We start from the raw sequence: 24,369 nt of genomic DNA, 5'->3' as shown, positions 1-24,369 counted from the left end.
TGCCCACCGTCGTCGGGGCGGCAAACCCGACCGTCGGCCCGTCGCGGCTCAATCGCCGGGCAGGCTCGCGGTGATCCGCGCGATCGTGCCGTCCTCGACCGGCAGGTGCGGCAGCACGGCCGGCAGCTCCTCGGCCTCGAGGCCGGCGTCGGCCAGCGCGGCGAGCAGCAGATCGGCCTCGGCCGCGGGCACCGGGACGGTGCAGCCGGACGCCTCGACGGCGGCCCGGGCCAGGAACAGCGCGCCGGCCAGGCTGTCGTCGGGCGCGCGCACCACCGGCGCGGGGACCGCGGCCCGGGTGGCCTGCTCGGCCGCGCGCACGAGCGACAGCGGCAGCCCCTCGCTCTCCACCTCCAGCAGCGGCTGCGCACCGAGGGCGGCCAGCACCAGCTGCTCGGCGTCGATCCGCAGCGGCCCCTCCCACTCGCCGGCCCGGACCACCGCCGCCAGGTCGGCGCCGTCCTCGCCGACGTCGTCGGCCAGCTCGGCCCAGGCGGCCGGCCGGTCGGCCCGGGCCCGCTCCGCTGCGGCCACGCAGGTGTCGTGCACGAAGGGCACCAGCACCTCGTCGTCGAACCGCTCGGCGTGCACCCCGCCGTCGGCGGCCAGGGCGTTCAGCGCGTCCTGGAAGCTGCCCGGCACGGCGTCCCCGAGGTCCAGCCGCCCGCCGTCGTCGCTGCTGAGCGGCAGCCCGCCCGCGGCGCGCTCGCCGAGGGTGGGTCCGGTGGGCAGCGGCAGCCCGGCCCGCCGGCGCAGGTGCGGCCGGTCGGACAGGCCCACCGCCCAGGCGCACGACTCCGCGATCAGCGCGGGAGTGCGCTCCCGCAGGACCTCGCGGGCGAGCAGCCCCATCCAGTCGACGTCGAACACGCCTCCCAGTGTCCACGCGTCCGGTCGCTCAGTTCCGGCGCCGGACGCGGTCCTTGCCTCCGGGACCCGACGGACGGGCCTGCGCACGCGGAGGAGACGACATGGCCCGGCTGATCTACTCGATGATCACCTCGCTGGACGGCTACGCGGTGGCCGGCGACGGCGGCGGGCTGGGGGTGGGGGCCGACGACGAGGAGGTGCACACCTTCGTCGGCGACGTCTTCCGGGACGTCGGCACGTACCTCTACGGACGGCGGATGTACGAGACGATGGCCTTCTGGGAGACGGCGCACACCGACCCCGCCGCGCCGCCGCACATCGTCCAGTACGCCCGCGACTGGCAGGCGGCCGAGAAGGTCGTCCACTCCACGACGCTGGAGGCGGTGTCCAGCGCGCGGACCCGGATCGAGCGGACGTTCGACCCCGACGCGGTGCGCCGGCTCAAGGCGGAGTCCGACGCCGATCTCACCGTCGACGGCCCGACCCTCGCCGGCCAGGCGATCGCCGCGGGCCTGGTGGATGAGTACCACCTGTTCGTGACCAGCACCGTGGTCGGGGGCGGGACGCGGTTCTTCCCCGACGCGGTCCGCCTGGACCTGGACCTGGTCGAGGAGCGTGCCTTCGCCAGCGGTCTGGTCTACACCCGGTACCGGACCCGCTGAGCCGGTCAGCCGGCCGGCTCGGTGAGCGGCAGCAGCACCTGCAGCCGGGTGTCCCCCGGCTCCGACCGCACCCGCAGGTCGCCGCCGTGCCGCTTGACGACCACCCGCCAGGAGACGTCGAGCCCGAGCCCGGTGCCCTGCCCGACCGGCTTGGTGGTGAAGAAGGGCTCGAACACCCGCGACCGCAGCTCGGCGGGGATGCCGGGGCCGGTGTCGGCGATCTCCACCAGCGCGCAGTCGCCCTCCCGCCCGGTCCGCACGGTGAGCGTGCCCTCGCCGTCCATCGCGTCGAGGGCGTTGACGACCAGGTTGGTCCACACCTGGTTGAGCTCGCCGGCGTAGGCGGGCACCGCCGGCAGGGTCCGGTCGTACTCCTTGACCACGGTGATCCCGGGCCCGATCTTCGCGTTGAGCATCACCAGCGTGGCGTCCAGTCCGGCGTGCAGGTCGGTGGGCTGGTGCGGGGTGCGGTCCATCTGCGAGTACTGCTTGGCCGCGTCGACCAGGGCGGAGATCCGGTGCGTGCTGTCGGCGATCTCCACCAGCAGCGACTCGGCCTCGACGGTGTAGGCCAGCCAGCGCAGCGCCGGCGCCAGGTGCTCAGAGCCGACGGCGTCGACGACCCGGTCGAGCTCCCCGGGCCCGAGACCGGCCGCCACGAACACCCCGGCCATCTCCCAGGCCTGCGGGACGTCGTGGTCCTCGAGCCAGTCACCGAGCTCGTCCTCGCGGTCCGAGCGCTCCAGCGCGGTGAGCTCCGGGGCGGTCCCGACGCGGGCGACGAACTCCTCCTGGAGGCCGGTCAGCGACCGCAGCACCGCGCCGTCGAGCCGGCCCTCGGACAGCATGGCCAGCTTGTGGCGCATCCCGGCGAAGCGGTCGCGCAGCGCGTCGGCCGCCCGGGACGCCGCCGCTGCCGGGTTGTTCAGCTCGTGGGTGAGCCCGGCGGTTAGCTTGCCCATCGCCAGCAGCCGTTCCCGCTGGCCGACCAGCTCGGCGGAGTTCCGCTGCCCGACGAACATGCCCTCGAGCAGGTGGACTGCCATCGGGTACCACTGGCGGAACACCGTGGCGAACGGCCCGGCGGGCAGCGCGAGGAACCGGCAGTCGGTGACCGCACGCACCGTCGCCGGGTACCGCTGCTCCAGCCGGTCGCCGAAGTAGAACTGCACGGCGCCGGAGTAGACCCCGCGGTGCGCCGTCCGCACCGTCTCGACCTCGCTGCCGCCGACGAGGCGGGACATGGTCATCGTCCCGTCGAGCAGCACGAAGAAGCACTCCGCCGGCTCGCCCTCGACCGACACGTCGGTGCCCGCGGGCCGCTCGACGACGTCGCCGTTGTCGGCCACCCACGCCAGCTGTACCTCGTCCAGGTGCTCGAAGAGGAAGAGCTCGCGCAGCTCGCCGGCCGACAGCCGCTGGTCGGTGCTGGTCATCGCTCCTCCAGGTACCGGTGCACGAGGGTGACCGCCATGGCGCCCTCGCCGACGGCCGAGGCGACCCGTTTCACGGAGTCCGACCGCGCGTCGCCGGCGACGAAGACGCCCGGGAGGCTGGTCTCCAGGAAGTACGGATCGCGGTCGGGCAGCCAGCCCGGTGGCCGGCGGCCCTCGGTCAGCAGCGCCGGACCGGTCGGGATGAACCCGTGCTCGTCCCGGGCCACCGCCCCGTCCAGCCACCCGGTGCGCGGGGCGCCGCCGATGAAGACGAACAGGTGGCTCGCGGGCAGCGTCTCGCGCTCGCCCGTCAGGGCGTCCCGCAGGGTGACGGCCTCCAGGTGCCCGTCGCCCTGGGTGCCGGCGACCACGCAGCTGGTGCGCACCGAGATGCTGTCGATGCCGGCGGTCTGCTCGATGAGGTAGGCCGACATCGAGGCCTCCAGGGACTCCCTGCGCACCAGCAGGCACACCGTCCGGGCGAACCGCGACAGGTACACGGCGGCCTGCCCGGCGGAGTTGGCCCCGCCCACCACGTAGATGTCGCGGTCGGTGCACTCCACCGCCTCGGTCATCGCCGACCCGTAGTAGACGCCACGCCCGGTGAGGTCGTCGACGCCGTCCACGCCCAGGCTGCGGTAGGAGATGCCGGTGGCCAGGACGACGGCGTGCGCGGCGAGCACCCGGCCGTCGTCCAGGCGCACCACCCGCTTGGGGCCGTGGGCCTCCAGCGCGACGACGTCCCGGGTCAGCAGCAGCTCGGCGCCGAAGCGCACCGCCTGGCGCCGGGCGCGCTCGGCCAGCTGCCCGCCGGAGACGCCGTCGGGGAAGCCCAGGTAGTTCTCGATCCGGCTGCTCTGCCCGGCCTGCCCCCCGGTGGCCTCCCGCTCGACGAGCACCGTGCGCAGCCCTTCGGACGCCCCGTAGACCGCCGCACCGAGCCCGGCCGGCCCGCCACCGACCACGATGAGGTCGTAGAAGACCTCCCGCGCCTCCACCGCGAGGCCCGCCACCGCGGCGAGGTCGGACTCGTTCGGGTGCAGCAGCACCCGGGCGTCGGCCGTGACGACGACCGGGATGTCCTCCCGCCCGGCGCCGGCCGCCGCGAGGATCCGCTGGCCCTCCGGCTCGTCGACGGAGAACCAGGTGTAGGGCACGGCGTTGCGGGCCAGCAGGTCGCGCGCCCGGAACGACGGGGCCGACCAGCGGTGGCCGACGATCTTGACGCCCGCGACCTCCGGGTCGGGGGTCTCCCGCCACGCCGTCAGCATCGCGTCGACCGTCGGGTAGAGCTTCTCCTCCGGCGGGTCCCACGGCTTGAGCAGATAGGCGTCGACGTCGACCACGTTGATCGCCGAGATCGCCGCGTCGGTGTCGGCGTAGGCGGTGAGCAGCGCGCGGCGGGCCCGCGGGAACAGGTCCATCGCCATCTCGAGGAAGTCGATGCCGTTCATCTCCGGCATCCGGTAGTCGGCCAGGAGCACCGCCACCGGGTCGCCCCGGAGCTTCAGCTCGCGCAGCGCCTCGAGACCCTCGGCGGCCGACGAGGCGCGCAGCACCCGGTGGTCCGCGCCGTACCTGCGGCGGAGGTCGCGGGCCACGGCCCGCGAGACCCCCGGGTCGTCGTCCACGCTGAGGAGGACCGGTGTGCCCACGTGCGCTCCTGTCCCGCGCCGACGTCGTCCGGGCCACCGGGCCGGGTCGGCGTCCGGAGGGTGGTCCCCGTGGTGCCGGGAGGAACGCTAGTCCGGCGGGGACCCGCTGCGCACCCCTCCGGACGGGGCGCGGTCGACCGCCCCGCCGGGCGGGCGGAGGTCGTAGCGTGACCGGGAGCCCCCCGGCGGGAGGAAGCGGATGACGAGCCCGGTGATCGACCCCGCGGTGCCCCCGTCCGGCACCGGCTGCCTGGACTGCGAGCGGACCGGCGGGTGGTGGTTCCACCTGCGCCGCTGCGCCGCGTGCGGCCACATCGGCTGCTGCGACTCCTCCCCGAGCCGGCACGCCCGCGGCCACGCGGCGGCCACCGGGCACCCGGTCATCCGCAGCTTCGAGCCGGGCGAGAGCTGGTTCTGGGACTTCGCCGCCGAGCAGCCGGTCGACGGGCCTCCGCTCGCCGACCCGCAGCACCACCCGCTCGACCAGCCGGCACCCGGCCCCCGCGGCCGGGTGCCCGCCGACTGGGTGTCACACCTGCACTGACGCCGGCCGGCGGCGGGCGCGGTCAGGGGCTGACCAGTACCTGGGTCGCGGACACCTTGAGCGTGGCGTTCGCCCAGCGCAGCTGCCGGAGCGTGTCCGGGTGGCAGCGCTCGGCCAGCGCGAGGAGCTCCCGCTTCCGCGCGCCCTGCGCCGCCTGGGCGAGCAGCTCCCAGTCCAGCGAGACACCTGCCGCCTCCCGGTGGACGTGGCGCAGGTCGGCGAGCAGCAGCAGGCCCGGCTCCGGCCGCCGGCCCAGCAGGTCCGCGGTGGTCTGCTGGATCCGCTCCAGGATCCCGGGCTCCCCCGCCGGCTCGGGCTCCAGGTCGACGCCGAAGTCGGTGCCGATGCGGGCCAGCTCGGTGACGTGCCGCTGGGACCAGCGGGCGATGTCCCGCGCGACGTGGAACACCTCGTGATCGGCCTTGTGCCGGTCCGACACGGCCAGCAGCACCCGGGCGAGGTGGTTCTCCGACCGGTGCAGCTCCTCGATCGCCAGCCCGAGCTTCACCGCGACCCTCCCCGCACCTGCTCGTCGGCCAGGGCGTCCTCGCCGCCCCGGGTCGCCGGCACGGTCCCGGACACCGGCCGGGACCCCGTCGTGGTCGGCGCCGGAGCCGGCCCGTCTCCCGGGGCCACCCGGGTGACCGCGGCCGCGGCGGTCTTGAAGATCGGCTGCTTGGAGCAGGGATCCCAGTCGGTGAGGGTGAGCTCGTTGGCGGCCCGGCCCCGCCCGTCGGGCCCGGCACCGCCCGGCCGGTCCCAGTAGCCGTAGTGGAAGGGCAGGAAGAGGACCCCGGGGCGGATGCCGCTGATCCGCAGCCGCGCCTCGACCCGGCCGCGCGGGGTCGCGACCTCCAGCACGTCGCCCTCGGACCAGCCGCGGTCGGCGGCGTCGGAGGCGGCCATCTCCACCCACACCTCCGGGGCGGCGGCCTGCAGCTGCGGCGCCCGGCCGGTCTTGGTGCGGGTGTGGAAGTGGTACAGCGTGCGGCCGGTGATCAGCTGGAAGGGGAACTCCTCGCTGACCAGCTCGTGCGGCGGCAGGTATTCGGCCGCCTTGAGCACCGCCCGGCCGGTCGGGTTGAGCGCGCGGTACTCCGTCTCGTCCAGCGGGGCACCGGTGACCAGGTCCCGCCCGTAGCTCTCGCAGTAGTCCGGCTGCGCCCAGAACTGCCCGTCCACGTAGATGCGTTCGGTGCCCTCGGGGTGCTCGTCGGTGACCGGCCACTGGATGCCGTTGCGCTGCCGGAGCCGGTCGTAGGACAGCCCGCTGTAGTCGCACGGCCGGCCGCGGGAGCACTCCTTCCAGCCCTCGAAGGCGCCCTCGGGGTCGGTCCACTTCACCAGCGGGGCGCCGTCCTTGTCGCGCAGGTCCAGCCGGTGGGCGAAGTCGACCAGGATGTCGAGGTCCGGCCGGGCCTCGCCGGGCGGGTCCACGGCCTTCTCCGACAGGTGCACGGTGCGGTCGACGTTGGTGAAGGTGCCGGTCTTCTCGCCCCACGTCGCCGCGGGCAGCACCACGTCGGCCAGCTGGGCGGTCTCGGACAGGAAGATGTCCTGGACGACGAGGAACAGCCGCTCCTGCGCGAGGATCTCCCGGATGCGGGCCAGCTCCGGCAGGGAGACCGCCGGGTTGGTCGCGGTGACGTAGAGGAACCGGATCGACCCCTCCTCGGCGTACCGGAACATCTGCATCGCGTGGGTCGGCGGCGAGTAGTGCGGGATGTCCATCGGGTCCACGTTCCAGATCCGCGCCAGCTCGGCGACGTGGCTCTCGTTGGACCAGTTGCGGAAGCCGGGCAGGTCGCCGTCGGCCCCGGCCTCGCGGGTGTTCTGGGCGGTGGGCTGGCCGTTCATCTGCAGCAGGCCGCAGCCCGGCCGGCCGAGCATCCCGCGGAGGACGTGGACGTTGTTGACCTGCACGGCCGCCGCGGTGGCCTGGTGCGACTGGTAGAAGCCCTGCAGCACCGTCGACACCAGCCGCTGCGCGGTGCCGATGATCCGGGCCGCCTCCCTGATCTGCGCCACCGGCACGTCGCACACCTCGGCGGCGACCTCGGGCGGGTAGTCGCGCACCCGCTGCGCCAGCTCGTCGAAGCCCACGGCGTGGGCGTCGACGTACCCGCGGTCGATCCAGCCGTTGCCGATGAGCTCGTGCAGCACCGCGTTCATCAGCATCACGTTGGTGCCCGGGCGCGGCGCGAGGTGGACGGTCGCGGCGCGGGCCACCGGGGTCTCGCGGGGATCGACGCAGACGATCCGGGGCGGGTTCGGCCCGGCCAGCCGGTCGAGGATCCGGGTCCAGAGCACGGTCTGCGTCTCGGCCATGTTGTGCCCGTAGAGGCAGATGACGTCGGCGGAGTCCAGGTCGGTGTAGCTGCCCGGCTGCCCGTCGGAGGCGAAGGTCTCCTTCAGCGCGGCGGCCGCGGTGGCGGTGCACAGCCGGGTGTTGCCGTCGACGTGGTTGGTCCCGATGCCGCCGTGGGCGATCAGCCCCAGCGTGTAGTACTCCTCAAGGAACAGCTGCCCGGTCGTGTAGAACGCGACCGAGCTCGGCCCGCGCTCGGCGAGCAGCTCCCGGCACCGCCCGGCGACGGCGTCCATCGCGGTGTCCCAGTCGGTCTCCACCAGCTCGCCGTCCCGCCGGATCAGCGGCTTCGTGAGCCGGTCCGGCGAGTGGTTGGCCTGCCAGCCGAAGAGGTCCTTGGGGCCCAGCCGCCCGTGGTTGACCCGGTCGTCGGCCCGGCCGCGCACCCCCACGATCCGGTCGTCCTTCACGGCGATGTCCAGGCCGTCGCCGTTGGAGTGCAGAATCGTCGCCGACTGCACCCAGCGGTCGACGTCGTCCTCGCCCAGCCCGTCGGCGAGGTAGGCGTCGACCCGCGTCGGCCAGGTCTCCCCCGGCCCGTAGGGCGTGCGCGTCCCCCATGGCTCAGCGATGCGATCGACCCGTGCCACGCCGCCCCCGTTCGTCGCTGTCCGGCAAGTGTCCGGCTGCCAGTGTGCCGCCCCGGCCGCCGCTCCGCAGGCCGGCGGGGGTGCACCCGCCCGCATCACTCCGCGGCGGCCCCGGCGGTGCTGCCCTCGGCCTGCTCGCTGCTCGGCGGCCCGACCCAGACCGTCTTCGCGTTCATGAACTCCCGCATGCCCAGCTCGGTCAGCTCGCGGCCGTAGCCGCTCTGCTTGACCCCGCCGAAGGGCAGGTCCGGGTAGCTCGTGGTCATGCCGTTGATGAAGGCCATGCCGGACTCGATGTCGCGGACGAACCGGGCGCGCTCGTCGTCGTCCTCGCTCCACAGGTTGCTGCCCAGGCCGTAGGGGTGGCTGTTGGCGATCTCGATGGCCTCGTCGAGCGAGTCGACGGTGAACAGCGCGGCCACCGGCCCGAAGACCTCCTCGGCGTACAGGTCCATCTCCGGTGTGATGCCCGACAGCAGGGTCGGCTCGAAGAACCAGCCGGGCCGGTCGACCCGCTTCCCGCCGACGAGGACGGTGGCCCCCTTCGCGACGGCGTCCTGCACGTACCGGTCGACGTCCTCGAGGCCGGACTCCGTGGCCAGGGGCCCCACCTGGGTGTCCTCCGCCATGGGGTCTCCGACGGTCAGGTCGGCGATCTTGGCCGCGAACAGCCGGGTGAACTCCTCGGCGACGTCGCGGTGCACGAAGAACCGCTTGGCGGCGATGCAGCTCTGCCCGTTGTTCTGGTTCCGGGAGGTGACGGCGACCTCCGCGGCCCGGTCCAGGTGCGCCGACGGCATCACGATGAACGGGTCGCTGCCGCCCAGCTCGAGCACCGTCGGCTTGAGCGCGTCACCGGCGATCGAGGCGACCGACTGACCGGCCGGCGCGCTGCCGGTGAGCGTCGCGGCGGCCACGCGGTCGTCGCGGAGCACCCGCTCGATGGTCGAGGAGCCGATGAGCAGGGTCTGGAAGACGTGGTCGGGGAAGCCGGCCTTGACGAAGAGCTCCTCCATGTACAGCGCGGTCTGCGGCACGTTGCTCGCGTGCTTGAGCAGCCCGACGTTGCCGGCCATGAGCGCCGGGGCGGCGAAGCGCATCGCCTGCCAGAGCGGGAAGTTCCACGGCATGACGGCCAGCACCACGCCGAGGGGCTGGTGCACGACGTAGGCCTGCGCGGCACCCACCGCGTCGGCGTCGTAGGGCTGCGGCTCGAGCAGGGCCGGGCCGCGCTCGGCGTACCAGCGCAGCGCCGCGGCGCACTTGCCCACCTCGGCCTTGGCGGAGGCCAGCGTCTTGCCCATCTCGGTGGTCATCAGCTCGGCGACCGCGTCGGTGTCGGCGTCCAGCACGTCGGCGGCCGACCGCAGCCAGCCGGCCCGCTGCTCGGGAGTGGTGCGGCGGTAGCTGCGCGCCGCCGCGGCGGCCCGCGCGAGCTTCTCCTCGAGCGCGTCGTCGGTCAGCGGCTCGAAGGTCTTCAGCGTCTCCCCGGTGGTGGGGTTGATGGTGGCGATGGCCATGGTGGCTCCCTCCGTCGTTCGCGGAGGTCACCTGCCCGGGTCGCCGCGGGTGAAACGGCCCTGCTCAGCCGAAGAGGTCGCCCAGGAAGGACTCCTTCTTGCGACGGGAGCCGTACGGCTGCGAGCCGTGGGAGCTGCTCCTGCTGCCCCGCACCTGGCGCAGCACCTCGCCGACGACGGCGCCGAGGTCACCGCTGCCCTGCTGCTGGGCCGGCTGCCCGTGGTGGACGTCCCGGTCGTCGCGGTACCGGTCGGCGGGCTGGGCCGGGGCCGCCGCGGCCGCTCCCCCGTGCCATGCGTTCTCCGCGTCGATCAGCCGGTCGAGCTCGCCGCGGTCGAGGAAGATCCCCCGGCACTCGGTGCACTGGTCGACGTGCACGCCGTTGCGCTCGTAGGTCCGCATCGTGCCGTGGCACTTCGGGCAGGTCAGCTCCATGCCGGGCCAACGCCGACCGGGGGCGGCCGGGTTCCCGGGGCCCTCCGTCCCTGGCCACCGGCGCGCGGCACGGAGCAGGCTCGGCGGCATTCCTTGGAGGTCCGTCATGGCCGACGACGTCCCGATCGTCTACTACACGCCGGGCTGCCCGTACTCGGCCCGGCTGCGCGCCCGGCTCACCCTCGCCCGGGTCCCGCACCGGTCGGTGCGCTTCCGGGACGACGAGGCGGGTGCCCGCGCGGTGCGCGAGCACCACGAGGAGGGCTTCGAGCTCTCCCCCACCGTGGTCGTCGGCTCGGAGTACCTCAGCAACCCGTCCCTGCGGCAGGTGCGGGAGGCGATCGCGCGGCGCTGACCCGGCGGGCGGACCTCCGGGCCGCCGTCAGGGCGCCCGGAGCACCTCCTCGAGCGCGGCGCGGGCGCCACGGGTGCGCACCAGCTCCAGCGTGCGCACGTAGGTGTCGGCGAAGCGCTCGTCGTCGACCAGGTCGCCGAAGAGCTCGCGGTCGGAGACGAACGCCAGCGGGTCCTCGGCCTGCCGGCGGGCGGCGGCCATCAGCCGGTCGCGCAGCGGGTCGACGACCTCGATCGGCGCGCCGTCCTCCCCCGTCCCCTCGGCGTACCGGGCCCAGCCGGCCAGGACGGCCACCGAGCAGCGGATGTCGCCGCCCGAGGCGAGGTTCGCGCGCAGCACCGGCAGCAGGAACTTCGGGATCCGGTCGGAGCTCTCCGCGCAGAGCCGGGCGAGGGTGTCGCGCATGCTCGGGTTGCCGAACCGGCGGATCAGGTCGTCCTTGTAGGCGCCGAGGTCGATGCCGGGCACCGGCGGCAGCGTCGGCGTCGCCTCCCGGTCCATGTAGGCGCGCAGGAAGCTGCGGAACAGCGGGTCCTGGCACACGTCGTGCATGAAGGTGCAGCCGGCCAGCGTGCCCAGGTAGCCCATCGCCTGGTGGCTGCCGTTGAGCAGCCGCAGCTTCATCAGCTCGTAGGGCTCGACGTCGCCGACCACCTGCACGCCGACGTCCTCCAGGGGCGGGCGCCCGGAGCCGAACCGGTCCTCCAGCACCCACTGCGTCCACGGCTCGCACACCACCGGCCACCCGTCCTCCACGCCGGTCCGCCGGGCGAGCTCGGCCCGGTGGACGTCGGTGGTGGCGGGGGTGATCCGGTCGACCATCGAGTTCGGGAACGCGACCTCGCGCGCCACCCACTCCCCCAGCTCGGGGTCGCGGAGTGCGGCGAAGGCGGCGAAGCTCCGCCGGGCGACGTCGCCGTTGCCGGGGATGTTGTCGCAGGACAGGACGGTGAACGGAGCGGTGCCGCGGGCCCGCCGGCGGACCAGCGCCTCGGTGACCAGCCCGAAGCTGGTGGCCGGGACGGCGCCGGGCGCGAGGTCCGCCCGCACCGCCGCGTTGCCGGCGTCGAAGGCCCCGGTGACGGCGTCGACGTTGTAGCCGCCCTCGGTGACGGTGAGCGAGACGATGCGGATGGCCGGGTCGGTCATCCGCTCCACCACGGCCTCCGGGTCGTCGGGGGCGAGCAGGTACTCGACGATCGAGCCGATCACCCGGGCGTCCTGCGTGCCGTCGGGATGGGTGACCACGAGCGTGTACAGGCAGTCCTGCGCCGCCATCACCTCGGCCATCCGCCGGTCAGCGGGCAGGACGCCGACGCCGCAGACGCCCCAGTCCAGCGCCCGCCCCGCCTGCATGAGGTCGTCGAGGTACACGGCCTGGTGGGAGCGGTGGAAACCGCCGACGCCGAGGTGCACGATGCCGGCGCGCACCTGCGCCCGGTCGTACGCGGGCCGGGCGACCGAGGCGTGGAGCCGGGGCAGCGTGCGGGTGGAGAGTGCGGGCACCGGGGCGGGCATGCCCTTCTGTACGGCGGCTGACGGGAGGGGTGAACCGAATCCGGTTCGGAGATGTGGGATCGTCGCACGTACACGTCGAGACCGCAGCGCGGCTGCGGTCAGGAATGAGGACCGATGCAGTTGCAGCTGTCCCCGGAGATGCAGGCGTTCCGGGAGGAGATGCGGACCTTCTTCACCACCCAGGTGCCGAAGGAGATCCGGGACAAGGGCGCGGCCCGTCACCACCCGACGAAGGAGGACTTCGTCACCACCCAGCGGATCCTCAACGCCGCCGGTCTGGCCGTGCCGCACTGGCCGGTCGAGTACGGCGGCCGGGACTGGACGCCCCTGCAGCGCCACATCTGGCGCGAGGAGATGCAGCTGGCCCACGTGCCCGAGCCGCTGGCCTTCAACACCAGCATGATCGGCCCGGTGCTGGCGCAGTTCGGCAACCAGGAGCAGAAGGACCGCTTCCTCGCCAAGACGGCCAACCTCGACATCTGGTGGTGCCAGGGCTTCTCCGAGCCCGACGCCGGCTCCGACCTCGCGGGGCTGCGCACCGTCGCCGTCCAGGACGGCGACGAGTGGGTCGTCAACGGCCAGAAGACCTGGACCACCATGGGCCAGCACGCCGACTGGATCTTCTGCCTGGCGCGCACGGACCCGACGGCGGAGAAGAAGCAGCGCGGCATCTCGATGCTGGTCTTCCCGATGGACACCCCGGGCGTCACGCTCCGCCCGATCGAGCTGCTCGACGGCGGCTTCGAGGTCAACGAGGTCTTCTTCGAGGACGTCCGCGTCCCGTCGGAGAACCTCATCGGCGAGGTCAACAAGGGCTGGGACCAGGCCAAGTTCCTGCTCGGCAACGAGCGCGTCGGCATCGCCCGCGTCGGCGGCACCAAGGGCATGCTGGCCCTGGCCAAGGAGCTCGCCCGCGAGACGACCTACAACGGCCGTCCGCTGCTGGAGGACCCGCGCTACGCCTCGCGCATCGCCGAGATCGAGAACGAGCTCGTCGCGCTGGAGCTGACCGCGCTGCGCGTCGTCGCCAACTCCGCCGACGGCAAGCCGCACCCGGCCTCCTCGGTGCTCAAGCTCAAGGGCTCGGTGCTCCAGCAGGAGGTCACCGAGCTGATCGTCGACATCGCCGGCCCGCTGTCGGTGGCCTCCTTCGCCGAGGAGGGCTCCGACGTGCCCGACTGGGCGCGGGTCTCGGCCCCCGAGTACCTGAACTACCGGAAGGTCTCCATCTACGGAGGCTCCAACGAGGTGCAGCGCGTCATCATCAGCGGCACGATCCTGGGGTTGTGAGATAGCCATGGACTTCACCTACGACAGCGAGCAGAACGACCTGCGCGAGGCGGTCGCCTCGCTGCTGGCCCGCGCGTACAGCGACAGCGAGAACCGCCGCAAGGTCACCACGACCGACCCGGGCTTCGACGAGAAGGTCTGGGCGCAGCTGGCCGACATGGGCCTGCTCGGTCTGCCCTTCGCCGAGGAGCACGGCGGCATGGGCGCCGGCCCGGTCGAGGTGGCGATCGTCGCCGAGGAGATCGGGCGGGTGCTGGCACCCGAGCCGTTCGTCGAGGCCGTCGTCCTCGCCGGTGGCCTGATCGACGCCGTCGGCACCGACGCGCAGAAGGGCGAGCTCCTCGAGGCGATCGCCGGCGGCACCTCGCTGCCGACGTTCGCGCATGCCGAGATCGGCGCCCGGTGGACCCCGACCGCCTCGGCGGTCACGGCCACCGAGACCGGCGGCAGCTGGACGCTCTCCGGCGTCAAGGAGCCGGTGCCGCACGGCGCCCGCGCCGACGTCCTCGTCGTCTCGGCCGCGCTCCCCGGCGGCGGCACCGGTCTGTTCGTCGTCCAGGGCGACGCGACCGGCCTGACCCGCACCGGTTACCGCAACCACGACGGCACGCGGTCGGCCAACGTCCGGTTCGACGGCACCCCGGCCACCCAGCTGGGCACCGGCGGCGACCAGACGCAGGCCATCGAGCGGGCGCAGGCCGTGGCTCGCATCGCCTACGCCCACGAGTCCGTGGGCGCGATGGACACCGCGCTGCGCACCACCGTCGAGTACCTCAAGACCCGCAAGCAGTTCGGGGTGACGCTCAACAAGTTCCAGGCGCTGAACTTCCGCGCCGCGGACATGTACGTGTCGCTGGAGCTGGCCCGCAGCATCGCGCTGTGGGCGTCGGTGGTTCAGCTCTCCGACGGTGACGTCGTCACCGCCGCCGACCGGGCCCGGCTGACCACCAGCCGCACCGGCCGGCACATCGGCAAGGACGCCATCCAGCTGCACGGTGGCATCGGTGTGACCGCCGAGTACAAGGTCGGCCACTACACCAGCCGGCTGACCGCGATCGACCACCTGCTGGGCGACGGCGACTTCGCCGCCGACCGGCTGGCGGCGAAGGTCGGCAGCTACCCCACGGTGGACCCGATCGGCGCCCCGTACGCCTGAATAAGGACCCCGTCCTCCTCACCCCTCGCAAGCTCGGGGTGAGCCTCTGGACGGGGCCGAACACGACAGAGCCCCGCCCCCTCTTCAGGGGGCGGGGCTCTCGTCCGTTAGTCGCCGAGCATGGCGCGGCGCAGCTCGGCGGCGTCGGACCGGACGACGTCGAGCACCGGCACCACGTCGTCCTCGCGGAGCTGACCGCAGCTGACCCGCACGATCGGCACCCGCTCGTAGCCCTCGGTGGTCAGCCGCGCCGCGATCTCGAAGCTGCTGCGCAGCAGGGCGCCCTCCGGAGCCCGGTAGTCGTCCACGTGCTTGAGCGGCACGACCATCGGGGCCGGGAAGCCCCACTGCTCCAGCGCGACCGCGGTCAGCCGGAGGCTGTTGATGCCGTACCGGCGGGTCTCCGCGGCGCGGCGGCCCGCGAACGTCGGCTCGGCGGCCTCGATCGCCGCGTAGCCCTCGGGGTCGTCGTGGAACAGCAGCGCGGCTCCCAGCTGGGCGAGCAGCCCGAGGCACAGCGCGTCCTGCGGGCGCTCGCCGAAGCGGGGCGCCAGTGAGGAGGCGGCGAGCGCCAGGTGCGTGGTGAGGTCCCAGAAGTTCTCCGGCAGCCGCGACTCGTCGTCCAGTTCGGTCAGCGCGACCGTCGCCATGGTGCGCACCGTGGTGAAGCCGACGACGGTGACCGCGAACTGCAGCGAGGTCACCCGCCCGCGCATGCCGAAGTAGGCGGAGTTGGCCAGCTTCATCACCCGGCCGGCCAGCGCCACGTCGGAGGCGAGGATCCGGGCCAGCTCCTTGGCGCTGGTCTCCTCGGCGTTGGCCACCGAGACCAGCTGCGCGGCGACCGGCTTCTGCACGGCCATCGTGTCGATGCCGGCGAGGATCGTCTCGATGTCGAACACCGGGGCCGGTGCGAGGTCGGGGAAGGGTGTGACGGTCATGATGCGGTTCCCCCGTGGACGGCGAACCAGGCGGCGGCGTGCCCCCCGGTCATGGGTTCGGCGAGGCTGAACCCCTGCAGGTAGGTGGCGCCGAGGCGGCTGAGCTCCTCGACCTGCTCGGGGCTCTCGACGCCTTCGGCGACGGTGCACAGGTTGAGGTTGCGCGCCAGGGCGATGACCGCCGAGGCGATCTCCCCGTGCCCGTCGGCGAGCTCGGCGACGAACGACCGGTCGACCTTGAGGCACTGCACGGGCAGGTGCCGCAGGTAGGCCAGCGAGGAGTAGCCGGTGCCGAAGTCGTCGATGGCCAGCTCCACGCCCACCTCCCGCAGCTCGTGCAGCACCTGCTGGGCGGACGCGGGGTCCTTCATCAGCGCGGACTCGGTGATCTCGATCGAGATGCGGGCGGGCGACAGGCGGTGGCGCTCCAGGGCGTCGCGCACCCGGTCGGGCAGGTTGCCGTCCAGCTGCAGCGCGGAGACGTTCACGTTGGCCCGGGGCGGCGCGGAGGAGCCGGCCAGCCGGTCCCACTCGGCCAGCTGGCGGCAGGTCTCGTCGAGCACGAACATGCCCAGGCCGCCGATGAGGCCGCTCTCCTCGGCCAGCGGCACGAAGACCGTCGGGCTGATCGCCCCGCGCTGCGGGTGCTCCCACCGGGCCAGCGACTCGACGGCGACCGGCGTGCGGGTCACCGTGTCGAAGATCGGCTGGTAGAGCAGCTCGAGGTCCCGGTTGTCGATGGCGTCGCGCAGCTCGGTGACCAGGCGCAGCTTGTCCCGCGCCTGCGCCCGGGCCTCCTGGTCGAGGACCGTGATCCGCCCCTTGCCCCCGGCCTTGGCCTGGTACATGGCGATGTCGCAGTCCCGGATGAGCTCCTCGGGGGCGACGTGCTCGCTGGTCTGCACGGTGACGCCGACGCTGGCGTGCGGGCGGACGTCGACCCCGCCCAGGCGCAGCGGCCGGGACAGCGCCTCGGTGATGCGCTCGGCCAGGGCGACGGCGTCGTCCTCCCCCACCTGCTCGCACACGACCACGAACTCGTCGCCGCCGAAGCGGGCGACCAGGTCGGCCGGGCGCACCGTCGCGCGGAGCCGGTCGGCCACCTCGACGAGCAGCTCGTCACCGGAGGTGTGGCCGAGCGAGTCGTTGACGACCTTGAAGTTGTCCAGGTCCAGGAACAGGCAGGCCAGCCCACCGCTGCCCGGGCGGAACCGCTCGGCCACGTACCGGGCCAGCAGCGTGCGGTTCGGCAGACCGGTCAGCGGGTCGTGGTTGGCCTGGTGAGCCAGCTGCGCCTCGAAGGCCAGCCGCTCGGTGATGTCCTCGATGGTGCCGACGAAGCCGGCGCCGACGCCGGGGGTGAAGAGGTGGGCGAAGCGGACGATCGTCGTGCGGACCACGCCGTCGTTGCGGATCAGGCGCGCCTGCACCTCGACCTCGCCGCCCTCGAGGGCGGCGGAGACGTGCTCGATGACGGCGTCCAGGTCGTCGGGGTGGATCGTGTCGATCCAGCCGGTGCCCAGCATCTGCTCGGCGCCGCGGCCGACCAGGGCGCAGAAGGCGTCGTTGACGTGCGCCAGCCGCATGCCCTGCTCGGACAGTAGCGTGGGCACCGGTGAGCGCTCGGTGAGGGCGGAGAACCGCCGCTCGTGCGCGTCGGCGGTCGCGCGCAGGGCGCGTTCGTGCTCGTTGGCCGTGGCCCGCAGCAGGACCGTCCACCGGTGCCCTCCGGGGGACGGCGTGGTGAGGACGCCGACCTCGACGAGGGCGCCGCTGGCGGTGCGCACCTGCAGCGTGCGCTGCGCGGAGCGCTCCCGTCGCAGCATGAGCTTGAGCTCGCCGCCGCCGAGGGTCGGGAACAGCTGCTCGACGGGCATCGCGGACAGGTCCGCCAGGCCGTAGCCCAGCAGCTGCACCGCACCCTCGTTGGCCCAGGTGACCCGCTGCGTGCGCCCGGACGTCTCCGCCACCAGAAGCGCCATCGAGTCGCTCACCGAGGCGCTGTAGAAGACGGAGGAGACGATCTCCGGCGGGACGTGGTCGTCCGACGCGATCACGGCGGTCACGGTCCTCCCTCGGTGCAGCGGTACGGCGCACCGACGTGGTGCGCCACCGCCTACTTCGGCGGGCGGGAGCACCCTCTTTGAGCCGAACGGTGCCGGTTCCCCCCATCGGGGGGTCTGTCGCGCCCGCGGCGTACCGCCGCACGGGCGGCGTCGTGGGGGCCGGCGCGGGTTCACCCCACCGGACGTGGCAGTGGTCACATCGGCGGGCCCCGGGCGGGCGCCGCGTCGTTGCCCAGGCATGATCCCCCTCGGATCACGGAGCACCCGTTCGACCCCACAGCTGGTGACCGGCCGAGAAGCCGGTCCCCGATGATCGGAGCCACGTTGCACATCGGAGTGCCGCGCGAGACCCGCCCCCGCGAGACGAGGGTGGCCGCGACGCCGACCACGGTGGGGCAGTTGGTCGCCCTGGGCTACGACGTCGTCGTGGAGACCGGGGCCGGCGGGCCCAGCAGTTTCCCCGACGAGGCCTACACCGGGGCAGGTGCGCGCATCGGCACCGCCGACGAGGCGTGGCAGGCCGACGTCGTGCTGCGGGTCAACGCCCCCTCGGTCGAGGAGATCGGCCGGCTGCGCGACGGCGCCACCCTGATCGGCCTGATCAGCCCGGCGTTCAACCCCGAGCTGGTCGAGGCGCTCGCCGCCCGCCCGATCACCGTGCTCGCGATGGACGCGGTGCCGCGCATCTCCCGGGCGCAGTCGCTGGACGTGCTCAGCTCGATGGCCAACATCGCCGGCTACCGCGCCGTCGTCGAGGCCGCCCACGTCTTCGGTCGCTTCTTCACCGGCCAGGTGACCGCGGCGGGCAAGGTCCCGCCGGCCAAGGTGCTCGTGGCCGGCGCCGGCGTGGCCGGCCTGGCCGCCATCGGCGCGGCCAGCAGCCTCGGCGCGATCGTCCGCGCGACCGACGTGCGGCCCGAGGTCGCCGAGCAGGTCCGCTCCCTCGGTGGCGAGTACGTCGCGGTGCCGGCCGGCGAGCAGGAGGTCAGCTCCGACGGCTACGCCCGCGAGATGGGCGAGGACTTCAACCGCCGGGCCGCCGAGATGTACGCCGAGCAGGCCCGGGACGTCGACATCATCATCACCACCGCGCTGATCCCCGGCCGGCCCGCGCCGCGGCTGATCACCGAGGAGATGGTCGCCTCGATGCGCTCGGGCTCGGTCATCGTCGACATGGCCGCCGCCCAGGGCGGGAACGTCGCGGGCTCGGTGCCCGACGAGGTCGTGGTGACGCCCAACGGCGTCTCCATCATCGGCTACACCGACCTGCCCGCCCGGCTGCCCGCGCAGGCCTCGCAACTCTACGGCACCAACCTGGTCAACCTGCTCAAGCTGCTGACCCCGGGCAAGGACGGCGAGCTCGTCCTCGACATGGACGACGTCGTCCAGCGGTCGATGACCGTGGTGCACGACGGGGCGAAGACCTGGCCGCCCCCGCCGGTCCAGGTCTCGGCCGCGACGGCTCCTGCCGCCGCCGCGCCGGCGGCCAAGGAGCCCGCTCCCCCACCGGAGCCACCCAAGCCGGGCCGCCGCCTCGCGCTGGTCGGGCTGGGCGCCGCGCTGCTGTTCCTCCTCGCCGGCTTCTCGCCGAGCGAGCTGGTCCAGCACCTCACGGTCTTCGCCCTCGCCGTCGTCGTCGGCTTCTACGTCATCAGCGGAGTGCACCACGCGCTGCACACCCCGCTGATGAGTGTCACCAACGCGATCTCCGGGATCATCGTCGTCGGCGCCCTGCTCCAGATCGGGCACGACGACGCGCTGGTGACGGCGCTGGCCTTCGTGGCGATCCTCGTGGCCAGCATCAACGTCTTCGGTGGCTTCGCCGTCACCCGCCGCATGCTCGGCATGTTCACCCGCGGCCCGAGCACTGCCGTCCGCCCGAGCACCGGGAGTGCAGCACGATGAGCGCCACCACCGCCGCGTCCGCGGCCTACATCGTCGCCGCGCTGTTGTTCATCCTCAGCCTCGCCGGCCTCTCCAAGCACGAGACGGCCAAGACCGGCAACGCCTACGGGATCGCCGGCATGGTCATCGCGCTGGCCGCCACCATCGGCCTGGCGGTCGACCACGACCTGTCCGGCACCGGCGCCGCCCTGATGGCCCTCGCCGTGATCATCGGCGCCGCCATCGGCCTGTGGCGGGCGGCCAGGGTCGAGATGACCGGCATGCCCGAGCTCATCGCGATCCTGCACAGCTTCGTCGGCCTGGCGGCGGTGCTCGTGGGCTGGAACGGCTACCTGTCGGTCGAGGCGGACCTGGAGAACCAGACCGAGGTCTCCTCCGATCTGCTGGGCATCCACTCGGCCGAGGTGGCGATCGGCGTCTTCATCGGCGCGGTCACCTTCACCGGGTCGATCGTGGCCTTCCTCAAGCTGTCGGCCCGCATCAAGAGCAACCCGCTGGTGCTGCCGGGCAAGAACTGGCTGAACCTCGGGGCGCTGGCCGCGTTCGCCGTCCTCACCGTCGTCTTCGTGATCGAGCCCAGCCTGCCGGTGCTCGCCGTCCTCACCGTGCTGGCGCTGGCCCTGGGCTGGCACCTGGTGGCCTCGATCGGCGGCGGCGACATGCCGGTCGTCGTCTCGATGCTCAACAGCTACTCCGGCTGGGCGGCGGCGGCCTCGGGCTTCCTGCTCGGCAACGACCTGCTGATCATCACCGGCGCCCTGGTCGGCTCCTCGGGTGCCTACCTCTCCTACATCATGTGCAAGGCCATGAACCGGTCGTTCCTCTCGGTGATCGCCGGCGGCTTCGGCAACGAGGGCAGCGCCGGGTCCTCCGACGTCGACTACGGCGAGCACACCGAGATCAGCGCGGAGGACGCCGCCGAGCTGCTGCGCGACGCCAAGTCGGTCGTCATCACCCCGGGGTACGGCATGGCGGTGGCGCAGGCGCAGGGCGCGGTCGCCGACCTGACCCGCAAGCTGACCGACCGCGGCGTCGAGGTGCGGTTCGGCATCCACCCGGTGGCCGGGCGCCTGCCGGGGCACATGAACGTGCTGCTCGCCGAGGCCAAGGTGCCCTACGACGTCGTCCTCGAGATGGACGAGATCAACGACGACCTGGCCGACACCTCCGTCGTCCTGGTCATCGGGGCCAACGACACGGTGAACCCGGCTGCCTCCGAGGACCCCTCCAGCCCGATCGCCGGCATGCCGGTGCTGCGGGTGTGGGAGGCCGAGCGGGTCGTGGTGTTCAAGCGGTCGATGAACACCGGCTACGCCGGCGTCCAGAACCCGCTGTTCTTCCGCGACAACAGCCGGATGCTGTTCGGGGACGCGCGCGAGCGGGTCGAGGACATCCTGCGGGCGCTCTGACGCCCGCAACTGCGATGGGGGCACGGCCGGACTCCGTACCGGCCGTGCCCCCGTCGCGGTTATGATCCGGGGGCGTCAGACAACCGGCGCCTGGAGGTATCCCTCCACCGGGCACCCCGGGAGACCGGGAGCCCTGCCGATCCCACCGGCACACCCCGCCGGTGAGACCTGACCCGGAGCACGACGTGACATCCACGGACGACGACCGGCGGGACGACGCCGCCGTCCAGTCGGCCTTCGCCGAGCTCGGCCGCATCAGCTTCGCCGAGCACTCCCTGGAATCGGTCGTCCGCACCGTCACCGAGCTGACCGGGCGGGTGCTCCCCGGCCGGCCCATCGCCTCGGTGACCATCGTGCGCGGCGGCCGGCCCAGGACCGTGGCCAGCAGCGGCGCCCTGGCCCTCGAGCTGGACCAGGAGCAGTACCGCCTCGGAGCGGGCCCCTGCCTGAGCGCGGCCACGACCGGGCGGCTCTCGGAGATCCCGGACACCCGGGTGGACGAGCAGTGGCCGGAGTTCTCCGCGCTCGCGGCCCGGGCGGGGTGCGACAGCATGCTCTCCCACCCGCTGCCGGGGCAGGAGAAGGTCTCCGGTGCGCTGAACGTCTACGCCCGCGCGCACACCGCCGTCGACCAGCGGACCCGTGACCTGCTCGCCCGGCTCACCGCCTACGCCGTCGTCCCGGTCTCGAACATGTACCTGTACGAGGCGGCCGTCGAACGGGCCGAGCACCTCCGGTCGGCGCTGGACTCCCGCGCGGTGATCGACCAGGCCAAGGGCATCCTCATGGAGCGCTTCCGGCTGACGCCCGACGCCGCCTTCCAGGCCCTGACCCGCGTGTCCATGGAGACCAACACCAAGGTGCGGGACGTGGCGCTGCGGTTCGTGACCACCGGCGAGTTCCGGCCGGACTGACCGCGCCCGGTCAGGCGGGCGGCGGCTCGGTGCCGCCGTCCCGGCGCACGAGGTCGCCGACGGCCTCCTCCAGCCGCGCCCACGTGCCGCTCCACTCCACCAGCGGCTCGAGGATGCGCTCGAAGACCACGAGCTGCTGGTCGAACGCGTCGAGCTGGGCGCGCATGCCGGCGATCGACGCCCGCTGCGCCGCCACCATGTCGGACACGGCGCGCAGCTGGGCGGCCGACATGGCCCCGGGCGGGCTGGGTAGTGCCGGCAGGGGCAGCCGGGACTGCACCGATCCGGCGGCCGAGCGCGCCCGGTCGGTGAAGCCCCGGAGCTGCTGCACGAACTCCTCGATCGACCGCCCGACGGCGCTCCCCGGCGGCACCTGCCGGTCGGCTGCGGGCTGCTGCTCGCTCATGACCCGACGCTATGCCGCGGACGCCGGCGGGGCGAACCGGCCTCCGACCGTGCCGAATACGCCAGGCCGGTGCGGGGCAGACTGACCGACGGCGGTGCCTGGTGCGCCCGCCGCCCCCCGCGCGAACCGACGGAGGACAGCCATGCGCCCGACCACCCCCCGTGTCGCTGCGGTCCTGCTGGCCGCCGTCTGCGGGCTGGCCGGGTGCGGGAGCGAGGGTGCCGCCCGGTCCGCCGGCTCGTCGTCTTCCCCGTCCTCGTCCTCGACCTCGACCTCACCGTCACCCGACCCGGCGCCCGCCCCCGAGGGCGACCTGGAGCAGCAGGTGACCACCGCGCTCGACGGGCTGGACCGGCGCGCCCGGATCGCGCAGCTGTTCGTCGTCGGCGTCCCGGCGGACCAGCCCGACCGCGGCGCCGAGCTCGCCGGTCAGGGCGTGGGCGGCACGTTCCTCGCCGGCCGGCCGCGCGCGTCGGCCGACGAGCTGGCTCGCCTGACCGCGGGGTGGCAGGAGCGCAGCACCGGCCCGGAGCTGTGGATCGCCGTCGACCAGGAGGGCGGCAGCGTGCAGAGCCTCCAGGGCCCCGGGTTCGACCGGCTGCCCCCGGCCACCGAGCAGGGCGACCTGCCCGCCGATGAGCTCACCGCGCTGGCCGGCACGCTGGGCGACCAGCTGGCCGGCGCCGGGGTGAACCTGAACCTCGCCCCCGTGGTCGACGTCGTCCCGGCCGGGACGGAGAGCGCGAACGGCCCGATCGGCTCCTTCGACCGGCAGTACGGGGCGACGGCGGCGGAGGTGGTCCCGGCCGCGACCGCGATCGTCGACGGGCTCGCCGGCGCGGGGGTCACCTCGACGCTCAAGCACTTCCCGGGCCTGGGCAGGGTGCGCGGCAACACCGACGACACCCCGGACGTCGTCGACGCGGAGACCGCGGCCGGGGACGACTCCGTGGCCGCCTTTGCCGGCACCCTCGCGGGCACGGCGGCGGCGGACCCGATGGTCATGCTGTCGTCGGCGACCTACGCCCGCATCGACCCGGCGAACCGGGCGGCCTTCTCCCCCGTCGTCGCCCGCGACGTGCTCCGCGGTGAGCTCGGGTTCACCGGGCCGGTGATCTCCGACGACCTGGGTGCCGCCACCGCGGTGGCGGACGTGCCGGTGGGCGAGCGGGCGGTGCGGTTCCTGGGCGCGGGCGGCACCCTGGTGCTCACCGTCGACCCGGCCACCTTCCCGGCGATGCTGGACGCGGTCGTCGCCCGCGACGCCGCGGACGCGGCGTTCGCCGCGGCGGTGGACGACGCCGTCCGGACCGCGCTGCTGGCCAAGGCGCGGGCCGGTCTGCTCGACTGACGCGCGACGCACCGGAGGCCCACCCCGCACCAGCGGGATGGGCCTCCGGATGCCTCATGGCCTCCCTGCAGGGTCCCACGCCGAGCCTGCGAGGTGTGGGGGGCAGGGAGGTCCTTCTAGTACCAGCCCGTGGCCTGCGAGTGCGCCCAGGCGCCGCAGGGCGAACCGAAGCGGTTCTCGATGTAGATCAGGCCGGCGTCGATCTGGCGGTAGCCGTTCGACGTCTTGGCGATCCCGGTGCTGGCCCACGTGCTGTTGAGGAACTGCGGGATGCCGTAGGCGGTGCTGCTGGGGTTCTGCGCGTTGGGGTTCCAGCCGCTCTCCTTGCCCCAGAGCTTCTCGAGGCAGGAGAACTGCGAGCTGTCGCCGCCGAGCTTCTGCAGCGCGTAGCTCTGGAAGGAGCCCGACGGCGCCGCGGCGGCGGTGCCACCGGAGGACCGGGCCGGAGCCTGCGTCGACCGCGCGGCCTCGGCGGCACGCGCGGCCTCGGCGGCACGGGCGGCCTCGGCGGCGCGGGCGGCCTCCTCGGCGGCACGCCGGGCAGCCTCCTCGGCGGCGCGGCGGGCGGCCTCCTCCGCGGCGATGCGGTCCCGCTCCGCCTGCTCGGCGGCCAGCTGGGTGAGGGCGGCGTTGACCTGGTCGGCGTCCCGCGCGCTGCGGCTGGCGGCCAGCTGCTCGAGCGGTGCGACGTCCTCGGCGTCGAGGGCGTCCGTCGGCTCGGCGGAGATGCCGAGCTGCTGGGCGACGCTCATCGACTCGGTCTGCGCGACGGCCTGCGCCTCGGGCTCCCCGCCCGAGAGGACGCCGACCACGAGGGCGCCGGCGGTGGCCACGCCCAGGAGGGCTGCGGACCGGCGGGCGCCCAGGGGCGGACGGTTGCGAAGGCGTGCGTGCATCGTCGTGCGGAGGTTCATGAAGAAGTTCTGCTCCGAATGTCAGGGCGCAGCAGAGCGACCGCCCTCCCAGGGGCGGTACGA

The 24,369-nt window shown here is 73.7% G+C and carries 21 protein-coding genes; 9 read left to right on the top strand and 12 right to left on the bottom strand.

What is annotated here, in order from left to right:
• Nucleotides 1–48: 48 nt before the first annotated feature.
• The gene (locus tag DQ239_RS00845; protein WP_113832374.1) at nt 49–870 is read right to left on the bottom strand and encodes a hypothetical protein; all 822 of its coding nucleotides are present in this window, start codon (nt 868–870) and stop codon (nt 49–51) included.
• Nucleotides 871–971: 101 nt separating this feature from the next.
• Between DQ239_RS00845 and DQ239_RS00840 the strand changes: the two genes are divergently transcribed.
• Nucleotides 972–1,532 carry a dihydrofolate reductase family protein gene (locus tag DQ239_RS00840; RefSeq protein ID WP_113832373.1) on the top strand — a complete coding sequence of 187 codons (561 nt, stop codon included), beginning with the start codon at nt 972–974 and terminating at the stop codon, nt 1,530–1,532.
• A gap of 5 nt (nt 1,533–1,537) precedes the next feature.
• Here the strand turns inward: DQ239_RS00840 and DQ239_RS00835 are convergent, their stop codons facing one another.
• Nucleotides 1,538–2,968: an ATP-binding protein gene (locus DQ239_RS00835; RefSeq protein ID WP_113832372.1), complete on the bottom strand. Its 1,431-nt coding sequence runs from the start codon at nt 2,966–2,968 to the stop codon at nt 1,538–1,540.
• Complete coding sequence (locus DQ239_RS00830) at nt 2,965–4,623, bottom strand: FAD-dependent oxidoreductase (protein ID WP_113832371.1); 1,659 nt, start codon at nt 4,621–4,623, stop codon at nt 2,965–2,967. Before DQ239_RS00830 ends, DQ239_RS00835 begins: the two co-directional genes overlap by 4 nt.
• A 199-nt stretch (nt 4,624–4,822) precedes the next feature.
• Here DQ239_RS00830 and DQ239_RS00825 point away from each other — a divergent pair, with 199 nt between their 5' ends.
• Nucleotides 4,823–5,167 (top strand): UBP-type zinc finger domain-containing protein, encoded by a 345-nt coding sequence (locus DQ239_RS00825; protein ID WP_113832370.1) that lies wholly within the window; start codon nt 4,823–4,825, stop codon nt 5,165–5,167.
• 22 nt (nt 5,168–5,189) lie between these two features.
• Here DQ239_RS00825 and DQ239_RS00820 read toward each other — a convergent pair whose 3' ends face one another.
• The 4 genes from DQ239_RS00820 to DQ239_RS00805 form a co-directional block, all read right to left on the bottom strand.
• Nucleotides 5,190–5,675, bottom strand: a complete 486-nt coding sequence (locus tag DQ239_RS00820) for a hypothetical protein (protein ID WP_113832369.1) — start codon at nt 5,673–5,675, stop codon at nt 5,190–5,192.
• Nucleotides 5,672–8,125 (bottom strand): nitrate reductase, encoded by a 2,454-nt coding sequence (locus tag DQ239_RS20770; protein ID WP_113832368.1) that lies wholly within the window; start codon nt 8,123–8,125, stop codon nt 5,672–5,674. Before DQ239_RS20770 ends, DQ239_RS00820 begins: the two co-directional genes overlap by 4 nt.
• A gap of 95 nt (nt 8,126–8,220) precedes the next feature.
• Entirely contained in the window at nt 8,221–9,645 is a 1,425-nt protein-coding gene (locus DQ239_RS00810; RefSeq protein ID WP_113832367.1) for an NADP-dependent succinic semialdehyde dehydrogenase, read from the bottom strand.
• 64 nt (nt 9,646–9,709) lie between these two features.
• Entirely contained in the window at nt 9,710–10,081 is a 372-nt protein-coding gene (locus DQ239_RS00805) for a zf-TFIIB domain-containing protein (protein ID WP_113832366.1), read from the bottom strand.
• Between the two features lie 106 nt (nt 10,082–10,187).
• Here DQ239_RS00805 and DQ239_RS00800 point away from each other — a divergent pair, with 106 nt between their 5' ends.
• The gene (locus DQ239_RS00800) at nt 10,188–10,436 is read left to right on the top strand and encodes a glutaredoxin domain-containing protein (protein ID WP_158544750.1); all 249 of its coding nucleotides are present in this window, start codon (nt 10,188–10,190) and stop codon (nt 10,434–10,436) included.
• Nucleotides 10,437–10,463: 27 nt separating this feature from the next.
• Here DQ239_RS00800 and DQ239_RS00795 read toward each other — a convergent pair whose 3' ends face one another.
• Entirely contained in the window at nt 10,464–11,954 is a 1,491-nt protein-coding gene (locus DQ239_RS00795) for a mannitol dehydrogenase family protein (RefSeq protein WP_113832364.1), read from the bottom strand.
• Between the two features lie 114 nt (nt 11,955–12,068).
• On the opposite strand from DQ239_RS00795, the gene DQ239_RS00790 reads away from it, so the two are divergent.
• Nucleotides 12,069–13,244, top strand: coding sequence for an acyl-CoA dehydrogenase family protein (locus DQ239_RS00790; RefSeq protein ID WP_113832363.1), 1,176 nt, complete (start codon nt 12,069–12,071; stop codon nt 13,242–13,244).
• A 7-nt stretch (nt 13,245–13,251) separates the two neighbouring features.
• On the top strand, nt 13,252–14,400 hold the full coding sequence (locus DQ239_RS00785) for an acyl-CoA dehydrogenase family protein (protein WP_113832362.1): 1,149 nt from the start codon (nt 13,252–13,254) through the stop codon (nt 14,398–14,400).
• A 107-nt stretch (nt 14,401–14,507) separates the two neighbouring features.
• On the opposite strand, the gene DQ239_RS00780 is transcribed toward DQ239_RS00785, so the two are convergent.
• Together DQ239_RS00780 and DQ239_RS00775 are read right to left on the bottom strand one after the other, a co-directional pair.
• Nucleotides 14,508–15,341, bottom strand: coding sequence for an HDOD domain-containing protein (locus DQ239_RS00780; RefSeq protein WP_113832361.1), 834 nt, complete (start codon nt 15,339–15,341; stop codon nt 14,508–14,510).
• Nucleotides 15,338–17,407 (bottom strand): EAL domain-containing protein, encoded by a 2,070-nt coding sequence (locus DQ239_RS00775; protein WP_233488600.1) that lies wholly within the window; start codon nt 17,405–17,407, stop codon nt 15,338–15,340. Before DQ239_RS00775 ends, DQ239_RS00780 begins: the two co-directional genes overlap by 4 nt.
• A 309-nt stretch (nt 17,408–17,716) precedes the next feature.
• Here DQ239_RS00775 and DQ239_RS00770 point away from each other — a divergent pair, with 309 nt between their 5' ends.
• From DQ239_RS00770 to DQ239_RS00760, 3 genes are all read left to right on the top strand, one after another.
• On the top strand, nt 17,717–19,312 hold the full coding sequence (locus DQ239_RS00770) for a Re/Si-specific NAD(P)(+) transhydrogenase subunit alpha (protein ID WP_113832360.1): 1,596 nt from the start codon (nt 17,717–17,719) through the stop codon (nt 19,310–19,312).
• A complete protein-coding gene (gene pntB, locus DQ239_RS00765; RefSeq protein WP_113832359.1) occupies nt 19,309–20,721 on the top strand; it encodes a Re/Si-specific NAD(P)(+) transhydrogenase subunit beta in 1,413 nt (470 codons plus the stop codon). Before DQ239_RS00770 ends, pntB begins: the two co-directional genes overlap by 4 nt.
• Nucleotides 20,722–20,906: 185 nt before the next feature.
• Nucleotides 20,907–21,635 carry a GAF and ANTAR domain-containing protein gene (locus tag DQ239_RS00760; protein ID WP_113832358.1) on the top strand — a complete coding sequence of 243 codons (729 nt, stop codon included), beginning with the start codon at nt 20,907–20,909 and terminating at the stop codon, nt 21,633–21,635.
• Between the two features lie 10 nt (nt 21,636–21,645).
• Here the strand turns inward: DQ239_RS00760 and DQ239_RS00755 are convergent, their stop codons facing one another.
• Complete coding sequence (locus DQ239_RS00755) at nt 21,646–22,041, bottom strand: hypothetical protein (RefSeq protein WP_113832357.1); 396 nt, start codon at nt 22,039–22,041, stop codon at nt 21,646–21,648.
• A gap of 142 nt (nt 22,042–22,183) precedes the next feature.
• Here DQ239_RS00755 and DQ239_RS00750 point away from each other — a divergent pair, with 142 nt between their 5' ends.
• A complete protein-coding gene (locus tag DQ239_RS00750) occupies nt 22,184–23,392 on the top strand; it encodes a glycoside hydrolase family 3 N-terminal domain-containing protein (protein ID WP_113832356.1) in 1,209 nt (402 codons plus the stop codon).
• Nucleotides 23,393–23,508: 116 nt separating this feature from the next.
• Here DQ239_RS00750 and DQ239_RS20225 read toward each other — a convergent pair whose 3' ends face one another.
• A complete protein-coding gene (locus tag DQ239_RS20225) occupies nt 23,509–24,306 on the bottom strand; it encodes a transglycosylase SLT domain-containing protein (RefSeq protein WP_158544749.1) in 798 nt (265 codons plus the stop codon).
• Between the last annotated feature and the right edge of the window lie 63 nt (nt 24,307–24,369).

Source organism: Blastococcus sp. TF02-09 (genome assembly GCF_003319105.1).
GTDB lineage: Bacteria > Actinomycetota > Actinomycetes > Mycobacteriales > Geodermatophilaceae > Blastococcus.
This window is presented reverse-complemented; position numbering and strand designations above follow the sequence as displayed.